The sequence below is a fragment of the Pseudoduganella rivuli genome, assembly GCF_009674485.1.
GTDB lineage: Bacteria > Pseudomonadota > Gammaproteobacteria > Burkholderiales > Burkholderiaceae_D > Rugamonas > Rugamonas rivuli_B.
Genome location: NZ_WKJJ01000007.1, coordinates 268,959 through 286,137, shown reverse-complemented (window position 1 = coordinate 286,137; position 17,179 = coordinate 268,959). Strand labels below are relative to the sequence as shown.

At 65.5% G+C, this 17,179-nt stretch carries 11 protein-coding genes; 7 read left to right on the top strand and 4 right to left on the bottom strand.

Annotation, left to right across the window (positions count from 1 at the left end):
* Positions 1-27 precede the first annotated feature (27 nt).
* Both GJ700_RS13375 and GJ700_RS13370 read right to left on the bottom strand, forming a co-directional pair.
* Complete coding sequence (locus tag GJ700_RS13375; protein ID WP_229506983.1) at positions 28-1,233, bottom strand: fumarylacetoacetate hydrolase family protein; 1,206 nt, start codon at positions 1,231-1,233, stop codon at positions 28-30.
* A 2-nt stretch (positions 1,234-1,235) separates the two neighbouring features.
* Positions 1,236-2,633: an enolase C-terminal domain-like protein gene (locus tag GJ700_RS13370; protein ID WP_154374494.1), complete on the bottom strand. Its 1,398-nt coding sequence runs from the start codon at positions 2,631-2,633 to the stop codon at positions 1,236-1,238.
* 95 nt (positions 2,634-2,728) lie between these two features.
* Here GJ700_RS13370 and GJ700_RS13365 point away from each other — a divergent pair, with 95 nt between their 5' ends.
* Genes GJ700_RS13365 through GJ700_RS13350 form a run of 4 tightly spaced genes read left to right on the top strand, consistent with a single transcriptional unit; the run spans position 2,729 to position 10,306 of the window.
* Positions 2,729-3,994 (top strand): SGNH/GDSL hydrolase family protein, encoded by a 1,266-nt coding sequence (locus GJ700_RS13365; RefSeq protein WP_154374492.1) that lies wholly within the window; start codon positions 2,729-2,731, stop codon positions 3,992-3,994.
* Positions 3,991-6,882, top strand: a complete 2,892-nt coding sequence (locus GJ700_RS13360) for a glycosyl hydrolase 115 family protein (RefSeq protein ID WP_154374490.1) — start codon at positions 3,991-3,993, stop codon at positions 6,880-6,882. Before GJ700_RS13365 ends, GJ700_RS13360 begins: the two co-directional genes overlap by 4 nt.
* A gap of 26 nt (positions 6,883-6,908) precedes the next feature.
* On the top strand, positions 6,909-9,137 hold the full coding sequence (locus GJ700_RS13355; RefSeq protein WP_229506982.1) for an alpha-glucuronidase family glycosyl hydrolase: 2,229 nt from the start codon (positions 6,909-6,911) through the stop codon (positions 9,135-9,137).
* Between the two features lie 53 nt (positions 9,138-9,190).
* Positions 9,191-10,306 carry a LacI family DNA-binding transcriptional regulator gene (locus GJ700_RS13350; protein WP_154374488.1) on the top strand — a complete coding sequence of 372 codons (1,116 nt, stop codon included), beginning with the start codon at positions 9,191-9,193 and terminating at the stop codon, positions 10,304-10,306.
* A 1-nt stretch (position 10,307) separates the two neighbouring features.
* Here GJ700_RS13350 and GJ700_RS13345 read toward each other — a convergent pair whose 3' ends face one another.
* Complete coding sequence (locus GJ700_RS13345; RefSeq protein WP_154374486.1) at positions 10,308-11,393, bottom strand: LacI family DNA-binding transcriptional regulator; 1,086 nt, start codon at positions 11,391-11,393, stop codon at positions 10,308-10,310.
* Between the two features lie 153 nt (positions 11,394-11,546).
* On the opposite strand from GJ700_RS13345, the gene GJ700_RS13340 reads away from it, so the two are divergent.
* Positions 11,547-13,028 (top strand): MFS transporter, encoded by a 1,482-nt coding sequence (locus GJ700_RS13340; RefSeq protein WP_154374484.1) that lies wholly within the window; start codon positions 11,547-11,549, stop codon positions 13,026-13,028.
* A gap of 37 nt (positions 13,029-13,065) precedes the next feature.
* Complete coding sequence (locus GJ700_RS13335) at positions 13,066-14,079, top strand: glycoside hydrolase family 43 protein (RefSeq protein WP_154374482.1); 1,014 nt, start codon at positions 13,066-13,068, stop codon at positions 14,077-14,079.
* 157 nt (positions 14,080-14,236) lie between these two features.
* Here the strand turns inward: GJ700_RS13335 and GJ700_RS13330 are convergent, their stop codons facing one another.
* Positions 14,237-15,406: an endo-1,4-beta-xylanase gene (locus tag GJ700_RS13330; protein ID WP_229506981.1), complete on the bottom strand. Its 1,170-nt coding sequence runs from the start codon at positions 15,404-15,406 to the stop codon at positions 14,237-14,239.
* A gap of 186 nt (positions 15,407-15,592) precedes the next feature.
* Between GJ700_RS13330 and GJ700_RS13325 the strand changes: the two genes are divergently transcribed.
* A complete protein-coding gene (locus GJ700_RS13325; RefSeq protein WP_154374480.1) occupies positions 15,593-17,179 on the top strand; it encodes a glycoside hydrolase family 43 protein in 1,587 nt (528 codons plus the stop codon).

Genomic DNA, 17,179 nt, shown 5'->3' with positions numbered 1-17,179 from the left:
GCTGGCGCTTGTGATTCACGGCCGGATTCATTGTGCGCCTTTCAGCAGGCCGCGCTGCGCCAGGTTGGCATACAGGGCGCGCACGCCAAAGGTCCACGGCGCGATGGTATTGCTGCGCTGGACATGGTTGACCAGCGTGCCCAGTGCACCGCTGCTGATGCTGACCTTGTCGCCCAGTTTATGGGTGAAGCCGGCGCCCTTCGCGCCACGGTCCTTGATCGGCGAGAACATGGTGCCGAGGAACAGCATGAAGCCGTCCGGGTACTGGTGGTGCGGACCGCAAGTCTGCGCCACCAGGTCCAGCGGGTCGCGGCTGATTTCACGCATGCGCGATTCGCCGTCGAGCACGAAATCGTCTTCCACGCCTTCGATGCGCAGGCGCACTTCGGCCTGGCGCACGGTGTCGATGGTGTAATGTTCGTCAAACAGGCGGATGAACGGACCCAGCGAGCAGGAACCGTTGTTGTCCTTGGCCTTGCCCAGCAACAGCGCGCTGCGGCCTTCGATGTCGCGCAGGTTGACGTCGTTGCCCAGCGTGGCGCCCACCGCCTGCGCGCGGCTGGTCACGGCCAGCACGATTTCCGGTTCCGGATTGTTCCAGTGGGATTCCGGGTGCAGGCCCACGTCCGCCCCCAGGCCCACCGCCGACATCGGCTGCGACTTGGAAAACACTTCCGCATACGGGCCGATACCCACTTCCATGTATTGCGACCACGCGCCCCGTGCCTGGAATTGCTTTTTCAGCGCTTCCGCTTCCGGCGAGCCCGGTTTGATGGCCGACAAGTCGCTGCCGATGTCTTGCAGCAGGCTGGCGCGCAGCGCGTCGGCGCGGGCCGCGTCGCCGCCCGCCTGTTCTTCGATCACGCGTTCCAGCAGGCTGACGGCAAACGTCACGCCGCAGGCTTTAATGGCCTGCAAGTCGCACGGCGCCAGCAGGCGCGGCACGCCCTCTTTCCGGCCAACGGCGGCATCGACCAGCGCGGAGGCGGGCCCCAGCGCTTCGCCCGGTGCACTGCGGACGAAGTCCAGCAAGTCGTCGCGTTCCAGCAAGTCCGACACGGTGGCGCACTGCGCCGTGATGTCAAACGCCTGGCCTGCGCGCACCACCACCACGCACGGTCCCACATTGTCGCGCCACACGCGGCCCACCAGCAATGCGCGTTCCAGGTCGGCCGGCAGATGATCTGTCAAATAAGCCGTCAAATCAGCTGCCGCTTTCGATTCCATCGTCATGTTCAATCCTTTGCAAAACTCGGTTTTTTCGGGTTATAAGTCCAGCCGGGCACCAGGTAGCGCATGGCCATCGCGTCATCGCGCGCCGTGGTGGCGACTTGTTTGTACAGCGCATGGGCCGCTTCGATGCGTTCCATATCGGGCGCAATGCCCAGGCCCGGCGCGTCCGGCACGGCCACGCAGCCTTTGATAATGCGCGGCGGCTCGACGGTCAGGCGTTCCTGCCCTTCCTGCCAGATCCAGTGGGTATCGATGGCCGTGATCTGGCCTGGCGCCGCCGCTGCCGCGTGGGTGAACATGGCCAGCGATACGTCGAAGTGGTTGTTCGAATGTGATCCCCACGTCAGGCCCCAGTCGGCGCACAGTTGCGCCAGGCGCACGGAGCCTTGCATGGTCCAGAAATGCGGGTCGGCCAGCGGGATATCGACCGCGCCCAGCAAGTGCGAATGCGCCATCTGGCGCCAGTCGGTGGCCACCATATTGGTCGCGGTAGCGATACCAGTGGCGCGGCGGAATTCGGCCATGATTTCGCGGCCCGAGTACCCGTCTTCCGGGCCGCACGGGTCTTCCGCGTAGGCCAGCAACTGGTTCTTGCCACGGCACAGGTCCACCGCTTCGCGCAGCGACCAGGCGCCGTTCGGGTCCAGGGTGACGCGCGCGTCGGGGAAGCGCGCCTTGATGGCCGCCACCGCCGCCATCTCGTCTTCGCCCCGCATCACGCCGCCCTTCAGCTTAAAATCCTTGAAACCGTAGCGCGCCACGCACGCCGCCGCATGGTCGGCTATCGCGTCCGGCGTCAGCGCTTCCTCGCAGCGCAGGTGGTACCAGTCATCGGACGCGCCCTTGCCCGGCAGGTAATCCAGGTCCGTCTTGTTACGGTCGCCCACGTAGAACAGGTAAGCCAGCATCGGCACCTGGTCGCGCTGCTGGCCCGTGCCCAGCAATTCGCACACCGGCACGCCCAGGTGCTGGCCCAGCAAATCCAGCAAGGCCGCTTCCACCGCCGTCACCACGTTTTCCAGCCGCAGGTTGATTTCGTGCGGCTGCTTCAGCACGGCGGCTTCCGCGGCCGACGTCACCTGGTATTGTTGACCGCTCACATTTTTGTTAGCGATGCTGGTACGCAAACTTTGCAACGTGCGGTTGTAACGCCCCACTTGCGTGCCCTCGACCAGCGCGACCACATTTTCCAGCGCCCGCAAAATACCGGCGCCGCCCGGCACTTCCCCCATGCCGGTCCGGCCCGCGCTATCTTCCAGCAACACCAGGTTACGGGTAAAAAACGGGGCATGGGCGCCACACAGATTCAACAGCATGCTGTCGCGTCCCGCCACCGGGATCACGCGCATCCGGGTGATCACCGGAGTGTTAGTAACATTTGAATTTGTTGCGTCAACCATTTTCATACCCTAAAATAAATAGCGCTAACATTTTTCGAGTTTGAAGGATTTGGTTGCGCAAGTCAACCCATACCAAGGCAAGCGGAGACGACCTGATGAAAACTATTAAAACAATAACGTTTATTATAAAAAGCACGCTGGCATCGCTCTGCCTGCTGGGCGCTACCATGGCGGCGGCCGCGGAACCGCAGCACTGGGTTGCCGCCTGGGGCACGGCGCAACTGGTGGCCGAGGGCGACAACGTGCTGCCGGCGCAGCACTGGCGCGACAGCAGCCTGCGCCAGGTGGTGCGGCTGTCGCTGGGCGGCCAGCGGGTGCGGATACGCCTGTCGAATGTCTTCGGCACGGCCCCGCTGCAGGTAGAAGCGGCCAGCGTGGCGCTGGCGCCCAGGCTGGGCAAGGCCGACGTGGACGGCGCTACCTTGCGCGCGCTGAAATTCAATGGCCGCGGCCAGGTGCTGATCCCGGCCGGCGCCGAGTTTTACAGCGATCCCGTCGATTTGCCCGTTGCCGCCGGCGTCGACGTCGCCATTTCCCTGCATTTCAAGGGCGAACCGGCGCGCCAGACCGGCCACCCGGGCGCCCGTACCAGCAGCTACCTGTTGCCCGGCAACCGCGTAACCGATGCCGCCTGGCCTGAGGCACAGGCGGTACCGCGCTGGTACGTCATCAGCGACGTGGAAGTGCTGGCCGGCGCCGCTACCCGCGCCTTTGTGGCCATCGGCGACTCCATCACGGATGGTTACGGCGTCGTCAACGACAGCAATACGCGCTGGACCGACGTCCTGGCCGGCCGCCTGCGCGCGGCAAACCTGCCGGTGGGCGTGGTCAACGCGGGCATCGGCGGCGGGCGCCTGCTGCGCGACGGCCTGGGCCCGAACCTGTCCGCGCGCTTCCTGCGCGACGTGACCGGACGCGCCGGCGTCACCCACGCACTGGTATTCATCGGCGTCAACGACATGGGCGGCCAGCACCGCAACGGTTCCGACACGCCGGCCGACCGCCAGCGCCTGCTGGCCGACATGCAGTCGGCCTACCGCCAACTGGCCGACCAGGCCCACGCGCATGGCGTCTGCCTACTGGGCGCCACGGTCACGCCCTATTCCGGCAGCGGCTATTACCATCCTGAAAAGGAAAATGAAGAAGACCGCGTGGCGCTGAATGACTGGATCCGCAACAGCGGCGTTTTCGACCACGTGGTGGATTTCGACGCCGCGCTGCGCGATCCGGCGCGGCCGGCCTACATGGATAAAGCCTACGATTCCGGCGACGGCCTGCACCCATCGGCCGCCGGCTACCGCGCGCTGGCTGACGCCGTGCCCCTGTCCGTGCTGAACCAGCCTTGCAAGGTCCGTCCATGACCGCCTTCATGAAGTTGCCGCGCCTGTTTGCCGCTCTGGCGCTGCTGGCCGCCGCATTGCCCGCGTTACCCGCCTGGGCCATCGGCCAGCCGGCCGTGGCGTCGTTCACGCGCCCCGCCCCGCAAGCGGTGGCGCTGGCGGAACACGGCAAGGCAGCCGTGCTGTTTGCCGATCCGTCGGACGATCCCGGCGTGCTGCGTGCGGCGGCCGACCTGCAGGCCGATATCCGCCGCGTCACCACGTTGACGCCGGCGCTGCGTCTGGACCGGCAAATCCGCGGCAAGGACATCGTGATTATCGGCACGCTGGGAAAAAGCGCGCTGATCGACCAGCTGGCGGCCAAGGGTGTCATCGACGCCAAAGCGTTGCGCGGCAAGTGGGAAGCTTTTCAACTGCGCACCGTGGCCAACCCGCTGCCAGGAGTCGAGCGCGCGCTGGTGATTGCCGGCAGCGACCGGCGCGGCACGATCTACGGCATCTATACGCTGTCGGAACAAATCGGCGTCTCGCCGTGGTACTGGTGGGCAGACGTACCGACGCCACGCCATGACAGCGTGTTCGCCCATGCACCCGATACCGTCAGCGACGCGCCCGCCGTGCAATACCGGGGCATTTTCCTCAACGATGAACAGCCCGCGCTGACCAACTGGGCCAAGGAGCGCTTCGGCGGCTACAACCACGCGTTCTACGAAAAAGTCTTCGAACTGATCCTGCGGCTGCGGGGCAATTACCTGTGGCCCGCCATGTGGGGTTCGGCCTTCTTTGACGATGACAAGCGCAACGGCGAACTGGCGCACCGCTACGGCATCGTCATGGGCACGTCGCACCACGAACCCATGATGCGCGCCCAGCAGGAATGGAAGCGCCAGGGCAGCGGCCCGTGGGATTACACGCGCAACAGCGAGACACTGCGCGAATTCTGGCGCGGCGGCCTGCGCCAGACGCGCGACTACGACAAGGTCATCACCATCGGCATGCGCGGCGACGGCGACGAGCCGATGTCGGCCGACGCCAATACCAGCCTGCTGGAGCGCATCGTGGCGGACCAGCGCAAGCTGATCGCCAGCGAAATCAACCCGAAAGTCGAGCAGGTGCCGCAACTGTGGGCGCTGTACAAGGAAGTGCAGCAATACTATGAACTGGGCATGCGCGTGCCGGACGACGTGATGCTGCTGTGGTGCGACGATAACTGGGGCAATATCCGCCGCCTGCCGACCGCGGCCGAACGCGCCCGCAGCGGCGGCGCCGGCGTCTATTACCACTTCGATTACGTGGGCGGCCCACGCTCGTATAAATGGATCAACGTGACGCCGATCCCGAAAATCTGGGAACAGATGAACCTGGCGTGGGAATACGATGCGCGCCGCATGTGGGTGGTCAATGTCGGCGACCTGAAACCAATGGAAGTGCCGATTGAATTCTTCCTGACGCAGGCGTGGAATCCGCAAGCCATGACGGTGGAACGCATGGATGGCTATTTGCGCGAGTGGGCCGCGCGCGAATTCGGCACGGAACATGCGGCGGACATTGCCGCCATCGTCGCCACCTATACGCAATACAACAGCCGCCGCAAGCCGGAAATGCTGTCGCCGACGACGTACAGCCTGGTGCACGACGACGAGGCGCGCCGCATCGCGCGCGATTATGAAGCGCTGGCCGCGCGCGCCGAAGCCCTATACGCAAAACTGCCCGCCGCGCAGCGCGACGCCTACTTCCAGCTGGTGCTGCACCCGGTCAAGGCGGGAGCCGTGGTCAACGCCATGTACGTCAGCGCCGGCCTGAACGCGCTGTATGCACGCCAGGGCCGCAGCGCGGCCAACGACATGGCGGCCCGCGTGCGGGCCCTGTTTGCCGAGGATGCCGCGCTGTCGCGCCGCTACAACCTCGACACCAGCGGCGGCAAGTGGAACCACATGATGGACCAGACCCATATCGGTTACACGTACTGGAACCAGCCGCCGGAAAACGTGATGCCCGCCGTGCGCGAGCTGGCGTTGCCGCCACAGGCGGCGCTGGGCGTGGCGGTCGAAGGCAGCGCCGCCGCCTGGCCGGCCGACGGCAAACTTGCCGCCCTGCCCGCGCTGGACGCGGTCTCGCGCAAGCCCCGCTACATCGAAGTCTTCAACCGGGGTGCCGCGCCGCTGCGCTATACCGTGACGGCCAGCGCGCCATGGATCACGCTCGACCACCCGCAAGGCACCGTCGACAGGGAACAGCGCGTACTGGTGAACGTGCTGTGGGACCAGGCGCCCGCCGATGCGGCCGCCGCCACCTTGACGGTGCGCGATGCCGATGGCGCGCAGGTGGACGTCACCGTGCCGCTACGCCGCGCCGGCACCACCATCGCCGGCGTGCCGTCCGGCACCTTCCTGGAAGCCGACGGCATGGTGGCCATCGAAGCGGAACACTATACCGGCGCCCGTGCGCCTGCCGGCCGCAGCTGGCAGCGCATTCCCGGCCATGGCCGCACGTTGTCCGGCATGGCCACCACGCCGGGTGTGCTGCCGGCCGCACCGCAGCAACCTGCCGATATGCGCCTGGAATACCGCATGGCATTGAACAGCGCGGGCCCGGTCACGGTCCGCGCCACGCTGGCGCCCACCCTGAATTTCCAGCCCGGCGCGGGATTGCGCTATGCCGTGTCGTTCGACGACGAACCGCCGCAAATCGTCAATCTCCACGCCGGCAAGACGGAAAAGGACTGGGAGCGCTGGGTTGCCGAAGGCGCGGCCCTGCACCAGTCGCGCCATACGATCGCCCAACCCGGCGTGCACACGCTGCACTTCTGGGCACTCGATCCCGGCATCGTGCTGCAATCGCTGGTGGTCGACACGGGCGGCCTGCGCGATACTTACCTCGGCCCGCAGGAAAGCCCGCGCGCGCCATGATGATATTGAACCAATCCGGAGCTTCCATGCCCGAAATTTTACGCCGTACTTTGCGCGATGTATTCCGTCATATGACACGGGCGCGCCTGGCGCTGCTGCCGGTGCTGGCCGTCATGCTGCTACTGGCCGCAACGCCGCTCATGGCGCCGGCACAGGCCGCGGCGCAAGCGGCCGACGAAGATGGCTACGCCCTGTGGCTGCGCTACGCGCCGCTGCCAGGCGCCGCGCGCGCGCAATTGCAGGCGCAGGCGCGCACGGTGGTGCGGCTGGCGCCCGCCTCGCCCACCACCGATGCGGCCATGGCCGAGTTACAGCGCGGCCTGGCCGGCATGCTGGGCAAGGCGCCCGCCACCGGCAACACTGTGGCGGATGGCGCGCTGGTGCTGGCGCGCGCGGCCGACTTGCCGGACACGGTCCGCAGCAGCCTTGCGCTGGCCGATGCGGGAACGGAAGGCTATGTGCTGCGCCGTACGCGCCTGCAGGGGAAGAATGTGTTCCTGATCGCCGCCAACAGCGACATCGGCCTGCTGTACGGCAGCTTTGCATGGTTGCGCGCCGCCGCCAGCGGCGCCCCGCTGGAATCGGCCAGTGCACCGGCGCTGAAGTTGCGCGTGCTGAACCACTGGGACAACCCGGACCGCACGGTGGAACGGGGCTATGCGGGCCAGTCGATCTGGGACTGGTGGGCGCTGCCCGACATTGTCGACGCGCGTTACCTGGATTACGCCCGCGCCAACGCGTCGCTCGGCATCAACGGCACGGTGCTCAACAATGTCAATGCCAAGGCGGAAATGCTGTCGCCCGCTTTCATCGCCAAGGCGGCGGCACTGGCCGGCGTGTTCCGTCCGTACGGAATTCGCGTCTATCTCTCCGTGCGCTTTTCCACGCCGCTGGAATTGAAGGAAACCGCCACCGCCGATCCGCTCGACCCGCAGGTGCGCGCCTGGTGGCAGCGCGAGGCCGACGAGATTTACCGCGCCATCCCCGACTTCGGCGGCTTCCTCGTCAAAGCCAATTCCGAGGGCCAGCCGGGACCGCAGGATTATCACCGCACGCACGTGGACGGCGCCAACATGCTGGCCGCCGCGCTCGCCCCGCACAACGGCGCCGTGATGTGGCGCGCGTTCGTCTATGCGCCGGGCGGCACGAAAACCGACGACCGGGCCAAACAGGCATACGACGAATTCAAGCCGTTCGACGGCCGCTTCGCACCCAACGTGCTGGTGCAGGTAAAGAACGGCGCGATCGACTTCCAGCCGCGCGAACCGTTCCATCCACTGTTTGGCGCCATGCCACGCACGCCGCTGATGATGGAATTCCAGATCACCAAGGAGTACCTGGGCTTTTCCACCGACATGGCCTATCTCGGCCCCCTGTTCCAGGAAACGCTGGCGGCCAATACGCACCACGGCAGCCCTCCCCTCAGCGTCGCCGATGTGCTGCAACAGGCGCCCGGCAAGCTGACCGGCATGGCCGGCGTGGCCAATATCGGCAGCGACCGCAACTGGAGCGGCTCGCATTTCGACCAGGCCAACTGGTACGCGTTCGGCCGCCTGGCGTGGAATCCGCGCGGCGACGCGCGCGCCATTGCCGACGAGTGGGCCGCGCAAACCTTCAGCCGCGATACCGCCGTGCGCGGCGCCGTCACCGGCATGATGATGGTGTCGCGCGAAGCCGTGGTCAACTACATGACGCCGCTCGGTTTGCACCACATGATGGGCACCGGCCACCACCACGGCCCCGCGCCCTGGGTCGACAACCTGGAGCGCCCGGACTGGAATCCCGTGTACTACCACCGCACCGCGCGGGACGGCATCGGTTTCGACCGCACCGCCACCGGCAGCAATGCCATCGCCCAGTATGCACCTGCGTTGGCGGCGCAACTGGCCGACCCGCGCACCACGCCGGAACAGGTGCTGCTGTGGTTCCACCATTTGCCGTGGGACTACCGGATGGCGTCCGGCCGCACGCTGTGGCAGGAACTCATCAGCCATTACGACCGGGGCGTGCGCCAGGCGCGGGACATGCAGGCGCAGTGGGCCGCGCTGGCGCCGGCCATCGATGCGCGCCGCCATGCGGAAACCGCGGCGCGCCTGCAACGCCAGGCGGCCAATGCGCAATTGTGGCGCGACGCCTGCATCGCGTACTTCCAGTCGGTTTCCGGCTTGCCGCTGCCGGCCGGCGTGGCGCCGCCGGCGCATGACCTCGACCATTACCGCAAGCTGCGCTTCCCCTATGCACCCGGCAACGGCTAGTCCCTTGTGGTAAAGTCTGGCCTTATAAATAGCGCAAACATTAGCCAACACCAATGACAAAAACAATAGCGAAAACCCCTTCAACGCAAGCGCCGGCGCCCGTTGCCGGGCAAAAACCCCATGCCCCGACCATGTCCGACGTGGCGGAACTGGCCGGCGTGTCGCCGATGACGGTATCGCGCGTGATGAACGGCGACGCCAAGGTCCGTGAAAAGACCCGCGTGAAAGTCATGGCGGCCGTCGCCGAGCTGAATTACACGCCGAACCAGGTGGCGCGCCGCCTGGCCGGTTCGCACGCGATGCGCGTGGGCTTCTTGTACAGCAATCCGAGCGCGGGCTATATCAGTGAATTCCTGGTCGGCTTGCTGAACCAGGCCAGCTCCAACAATGTGCAGCTGGTGGTGGAAAAATGCGAAGACGACGCGCGCGACCAGGCGCGCCGCCTGATCGCCAACGGCATCGACGGCATCATCGTGCCGCCGCCGCTGTGCGACGACCAGAAACTGATCGACCTGATCACCGAAGCGGGCACGCCGGCCGTCACCGTGGCTTGCGGCACGCCCGATCCGCGCGTGGGCGGCGTCAGCATCGACGACTACCAGGCGGCCTACAGCATGGCCAGCCACCTGGTGGCGCTGGGCCACCAGCGCATCGGTTTCGTCGCCGGCAATCCGAACCAGAGCGTCAGCGCGCGCCGCCTGGCCGGCTTCAAGGCCGCCATGGCCGCGCACAAGCTGGCCGATGCGCCGGAATTGATCGTGCAGGGTTTATTTACCTACCGTTCCGGACTGGATGCGGCCGAATCGCTGCTGGCCCTGTCGACGCGGCCAACGGCGATTTTCGCCAGCAATGACGACATGGCGGCGGCCGTGGTGGCCGTGGCGCACCGCATGGGACTGGACGTGCCGGGCGACCTGACGGTGGCCGGTTTCGACGATACGCCGCTGGCGACCACGATCTGGCCGGAACTGACCACGGTGCGCCAGCCGATTGCCGACATGGCGGAAGCGGCAGTGCGCTTCGTCGTGCAACAGATCCGCGCCAAGCGCGAAGGCGAAGATGCGGAACCCGCGCAAATGGTGATGGACTTCACGCTTGTGCGCCGCCAGTCCGACGCCGCTCCCCGCATTCGCCCGCCGAGCCGCATCGCCGGCAAGTCCAAACCGTAATTCAGGCCACAACCCGGGTCCGTGGCCGCACCCGGGGCGCCGCATCCGACTGCCGCCGGATCAACGTAAAGTCCACCAGTTGCTGCTCCACCGGCGCCGCCTTGTGCTGCCGGATCCCTTTCACCTGCTCGACCAGGCAGCGCACCGCCATCTCCGCCATGTCGGCAATCGGCTGGTGCACGGTCGTCAGCTCGGGCCAGATGGTGGTGGCCAGCGCCGTATCGTCGAAGCCGACGACGGTCAAATCGCCCGGCACGTCCAGTCCCGCCTTGTGCGCGACGGCGACCACGCCGGCCGCCATGTCGTCATTGCTGGCAAAGATCGCGCTGGGACGTTCGGCCAGCGCCAGCAGGGTTTCCGCCGCTTCCAGCCCGGAACGGTAATGGAACATCCCCGGCGCCACCAGTTCCGGCGACAGGTCGCCGCCAAACTCCTGCAGCGCCGCGCGGTAGCCGTCCAGGCGTGGCCGGGTCACCGACTGGCCGGGATTGCCCGTGATGAAACCGATGCGGCGGTGTCCCAGCCGCAGCAGGTGGCGCGTCATTTCGTACGCGGCCTGGCGGTCGTCGATCATGATGGCGTTGATGCGGCTGTCGATCGGGCCGCACGCCACCGCCACCAGCGGAATACCGGCAGCCACCACGGCATCGCTGATGACGGGAATGTCGCACAGCGGCGGCGGCAGGATCACGCCGTCGAGCTGCTGGGACAGCAGGCGCTCGGTGGGCGCCACCGCGGATTGTCCCAGCTCGCACTTTTCCACCACCAGCTGGATGTTGTTCAGTGTCGCCGCGGCCAGCAGGCCGCGCAGGAATTCCGTCAGATAAGGACCGGTCGGATAGCTGTACATGAAGCCGGCCCGCACGGCGCGGGCGCCGGCCAGGCCGCGCGCCATCTGGTTCGGCGCGTAATTCAGCGCCGCCATGGCTTCCGCGACTTTCCTGCGCGTGTCTTCGTGGACTTTGTCGGAGTGGTTCATCACGCGCGACACCGTCATTTCCGACACGCCGGCCATTTTGGCCACGTCGGACATGCTGGGCGCGCGCCGGGTAGCGCCGGCTTTGGTTTTCTTGGTTGCGGTGGACATTTTTGAAGTGTAGCACAGGGGCTCCGCTCCTCCGAGGAAGCGGTTGACGGCTACAGGCAAATCCGCCACAATCAGAAATGTTAGCGCTTTACATTTTATGGTTGAATATTGTGATACGCTATCACCAGCACAATAATTACGACGAGACACCCCATGACACCGACGCAACCGGGCGACGCCGTGCCCACCCTTGAAAAGATCGGCTACAGCCTCGGCGACCTGGCCGCCAACTTGATCTTCCAGACACTGCTGACCTTCATCGCGTTCTTTTACACGGACGTGTACAAGCTGCCGCCCAATACCGCGGCCACCATTATTTTCCTGGGCGGCCTGACCGGCGCCTGCTTCAATCCCCTGATGGGCTTGATCGCCGACCGCACCAGCACGCGCTGGGGCAAATTCCGCCCGTGGATCCTGTGGACCGCCGTACCCTTTGGCGCGATCGCTATCCTCGCCTTCAGCACGCCCGACCTGGCGCCAGGCGGCAAGGCGGCCTATGCGGCCATCACCTATGTGATGCTGATGCTGGTCTATTCCGCCAACAACCTGCCCTATGCGGCGCTCAGCGGCGTGCTGACGGGCAGCATGGCCGAGCGCAACAGCCTGTCCGCCTACCGCTTCGTGGCCGTGATGGTGGCGCAATTCATTATCCAGGTCCTGTTGCTGCCGCTGGTGCTGATCCTCGGCGACGGCGACAAGATGCTGGGCTTCCAGCGCACCATGATGGTGTTTGCCGGCGCGGGCACTCTGTGCTTCCTGGCCACCTTCTTTACCACCCGCGAGCGCATCGTACCGGCGCCGTCGCAGCGCTCCACCGTCAGGCAGGACGTGGCCGACCTGGCCGGCAACCGCCCGTGGATCATCATGCTGGTGCTGACCATCCTGATCTTCGTGACCCTGGCGCTGAAGGGCGGCATGTACATCTATTACTTCAAGAATTATTTGCACGAAGCCGCGCTGGCTGCGTTCCTGCGCGACATCGGCTTCAATGCCTTCATCGATGGCGTCAACCACGCCTTGACCGGCATGGGCCTGGCCAAATTCCAGTGGCCGGAAGATGCCGCCACGTCCGGCTTCAGCCTGTTCAACGCGGGCGGCATCCTGTTCATGATCGTCGGCATCGGCTTTTCCAAGCCGCTGGCGGACCGCTTCGGCAAGCGCAATACGTTTGGCGGCGCGCTGCTGGTGGCTACGCTGTTCATGCTGGCGTTCTGCGTGTATCCGCCACATGCCATCGGCCTGGTGTTTGCGTCGCAGGTGGCGCACGGCTTCTTTTACGGCATCACGATTCCCCTGCTGTGGGCGATGATTGCCGACGTGGCCGATTACTCGGAGTGGAAAAACCACCGCCGCGCCACGGCGCTGCTGTTCTCCGCCATTATCTTCGGCCTGAAGGCGGGCCTGAGTATCGGCAGCGCGCTGGTGGCCGGCCTGTTGTCGCACTATGGCTATGACGCGCAGGCGGCGCAGCAGGCGCCCGCCACCGTCGATGGCATCCGCGTGGCCGTCAGCCTGTACGCCTCGGCGCCATTCCTGCTGTCGGTCGTTTGCCTGGCCTTCTATGAAATCAGGAAAAGCATGGAAGTGCAGATCGAACGCGACCTTGCCGCGCGCCGCACATTGAAAGCCGCCTGACCCGGATTCCCTACTGTTGACTCAAGACTGGACTGCCATGCCTCACCAATTGCAAGGCGAGCAAGCCGCGGCGCTGGCCGCGCGCGAAATTGCGCCACCGCTCGTTACCCATCTGTACACGGCCGACCCGTCGGCCCACGTGTTCGATGGCCGCATTTACATCTATCCATCGCACGACATTGAAGCGGGCATCGCGTTCAATGACAATGGCGACCATTTCGCCATGGAGGATTACCACGTGCTGTCGCTGGACCACCCGGGCGCGCCGGCCACCGACCATGGCGTGGCGCTGCACGTGCGCGACGTGCCGTGGGCCGCGCGCCAGATGTGGGCGCCCGATGCGGCGTGCAAGGACGGCAAGTATTACCTGTACTTCCCCGCCAAGCGGGCCGACGGCCTGTTCCAGATCGGCGTCGCGGTCGGCGACTCGCCCACCGGCCCGTTCGTACCGGAAGCGCAACCCATCGCCGGCAGCTATTCGATCGACCCGTGCGTGCTGGCCGACGATGGTGTGCATTACATGGCGTTTGGCGGCATCTGGGGCGGGCAGCTGCAAAAGTACCGCGACAATGCCTATGACGCGGCGCACGAGGAACCGCTGGACCACGAACCGGCGCTGGGGCCGCGCATCGCCCGTCTGTCGGACGACATGAAACAGTTTGCCGAAGCGCCGCGCGAACTGGTGATCGTCGACCAGCAAGGCCGGCCGCTGCCGGCGGGCGACCATGCGCGGCGCTACTTCGAAGGCCCGTGGCTGCACAAGTACGGCGGCAAGTATTACCTGTCCTATTCGACGGGTGACACGCATTGCATCTGCTATGCGACAGCGGACGACATCCACGGCCCCTACACGTACCAGGGCCGCATCCTGAGCCCCGTGATCGGCTGGACCACGCACCATTCGATTTGCGAATTCGACGGCCGCTGGTACCTGTTCTATCACGACAGCAGCCTGTCTCAGGGCGTGACGCACCTGCGCTCCGTGAAGATGGCGGAATTGCACTACGATGCCGATGGCGCGATTTTGCCGATCGATCCTTATCCTGGCTGAAGCGTTGCGCTTCGGCTGAACCGGCCGTTCCTTTGGCGGGCCCGTTGCAACGGGGCCCGTTTTTTTTGCTTGCAATCCGGCGTCCCTGGCGGCGCATGCATGGCGGCTTGATGAAGCCAAGCCGCCCTACGGAATTTGAGCCGCGGGCGGCCGGGAATTATGCGGCCCGCATGGGCATCGATTTCAGCACGTCGGCAATCGCCGCACGCATCGGTTTGGGCTGCAATTGCGCATCGTACGGCGCGGGACGCGATGGCAGTCCATCGCGGCGCCTGGCGTCCTTCCACGTTTGCAGCCAGCTGACGTCGTCGCTCATGCCCCACAGCAGGAAATCGCGGCAACGGGGGTAGCTCAGCGTCAGTTCCAGGAAATCGCGCGCGATGCCCGCCGCAGCCGCGTCGCGCTGCGCCACGTCGGCCAGCAATTCCTTGTCGCTGACGTCGAATTCCGTGATCAGCAAATCCAGCCCCATGCCGTTGACTTCATCGAGAAACGCGCGCCAATCGCGCAGGCCACGGTTGCGCGCCTCGCTGTCGCCCGCGCCGCCCCAGGCGCCGATATGGCTTTGCAGGCCCAGCGCGTTGACCGGCGTGCCGCGCGCCTTCAGGCCGGCCAATAACTTCAATACGCCGGCGCGGTGCTTCGCACTGTCCTTGCCCGGCCCCATGTAATCGTTGTAGACCAGTTGCGCGTGGGGCGCATGTTCGTGCGCCAGGCGGAACGCCACGTCGATCTGCTCCAGCGCGCCCATTTTTTTGTTGAGCGCATTGGCGATCAATTCGCCATTGGCGGGGTTCACCGCCTCGTTGACCACGTCGTAGCTGTACACATCCTTGCCAAAGTGCCCGCACACGGCCGCGATGTGCCCGCGCAGTTCGCGCTCCGCATCCTTCGCGTCATACGTGCGGCGGCTGACCCACTCCGGCAGCCAGCGCGGATCCTGCCACACGAGGCAATGGCCGCGGATTTGCATGCCCTGTTGTTTGGCCCAGCCAAACAGTTCGTCGGCCTGGCGGAAATCGTGCGGTCCCGGCTTCGGTTGCAGGGCCTGCCACTTGCTTTCATTTTCCGCCACCAGCACGCCGCACTCGCGCGCCATCAGCGCGCGGTAGGCGGGATTGCGGAAATGCGTGGCGCCGGCATGGTCGTTCAGGATGCCGATGGCGTTGCCAAAGCGCAGTCCCTTGCGCGCGGCCAGCGATTTCAAGGCTTCGCCATCGCCTGAAGCTGCCGCGCCCGGCCCCTGCCCTGCCGCCCATGCCCCGGGCGCCAGCAGCGCGTGGCCCAGCGCGGCCAGTTGCGCCATCGATTGTCGGCGTGTCGTCATCAGTCGTGTCTCCATTGTTGGTTTTCGAATGCCCGAGTGTAGGGCTGCGCCCGCAATGATGTCAACGCATTTTGTCAAGCGCTACCATTATTGCCGCACCTAGTAAAAACAATTGTATTCCACTTCTTTCGCGAATAAACTTAACAAGCAATGTTTGCGCAATCATAAATAAAACCGGAGACCGACTTGACCCGTTACCTTCCCACCGCCGCGCTGGCGCTGATGCTGGCGTGCAGCGACGCCGCCAGCAGCCAACCCGCCGATTACACCAACCCCGTCATCACCGGCTTCAGTTCCGATCCCAGCGTCTGCCGCATGGGCGGCGACTATTACCTGGCGGCCAGCACGTTCGCCTACTTTCCCGGCGTCCCCATCTTCCACAGCAAGGACCTGGTGCATTGGCGCCAGGTCGGCAATGCGCTGACACGTCCTTCGCAGTTGCCGCTGCAAAACCAGGGCAATTCACGGGGCATTTTTGCGCCCACGTTGCGCTGCCACGGCGGCAAGTTTTACCTGGTGACGACCAATATCAGCAACGGCGGCAACTTCATCGCCACCGCCACCGATCCCGCCGGCCCGTGGTCGGAAGTCACGTGGCTGAACGATGGCGGCGGCATGGACCCGTCGCTGCTGTTCGACGACGACGGCAAAATTTACTATACCCGTCACGGCGGCGGCGAACATGGCGGCGCCTACCAGGCCGAACTCGATCCGCAAACCCTGATGCCAAAGGAAGCGCCGCGCCTGATCTGGTCCGGCACCGGTGGCGTATGGCCGGAGGGGCCGCACCTTTATAAACATAACGGCTGGTATTACCTGATGATTTCCGAAGGCGGCACGTCGTACAACCACAGCATCACCGTGGCCCGTTCCCGCTCGCCGTGGGGACCGTTCGAAGCGAATCCCGCCAACCCGATCGTCACGCACCGCAACCATCCTGATTTGCCATTGCAGGCGATCGGCCACGGCGACCTGGTGCAGACACCGGACGGCAACTGGTGGATCACAATGCTGGCGATCCGCCCCAACGAGCGCACCCACCATATCGGCCGAGAAACCGTGCTGGCGCCGGTGACGTGGAGCGATGACGGCTGGCCCGTCATCAATGGCGGCAAACCGATCCAGATCAGCATGTCGTCGGCCGGCTTGCCGCCGTCGCAGCCATGGCCATCCCGGCCCGCAACCGAGCAATTCGACGGCAAAACCCTGGGTCCGGAATGGTATGGGCTGCGCGCGCCGGCCGATGCACTGTATTCGCTGACGGAACGCCCCGGCTACCTGCGCCTGAAAGGCAGCGCCGACACGCTGGTGACACTGACCACGCCCGCCTTTGTCGGCATACGCCAGCGCGACCTCGCCATGCATGCCGCCGCCGCGCTGGATTTCAAGCCGCGCGCCGATGGCCAACTGGCCGGCCTCGTGGTGCGGCAGGATGAAAGTAACCATTACCAGCTGGTGGTGGCGCGCGAACGCGGCAAGCGCCACGTCAAGCTGCTGTCGGTGATCAAGGGGCGCGCCACGCAAGTGCAATCGCGGCCGGTGCCGGATGGCGACGTGACGCTTGCCATCGATGGCAAGCCGGCATCCTATGCGTTCAGCTACACGGTGCAAGGCAAGACCCACGCGCTGGGCACATTGCCAACCGCGCCCCTCAGTTCGGAGAAGGCCGGTGGCTTTACCGGCGTATTCCTCGGCCTGTATGCGACCAATCCGGCGGCAGAACCCATGCCCCCGGCCGATGTCGCGTGGTTCACCTACCAGGGCAAGGATTGA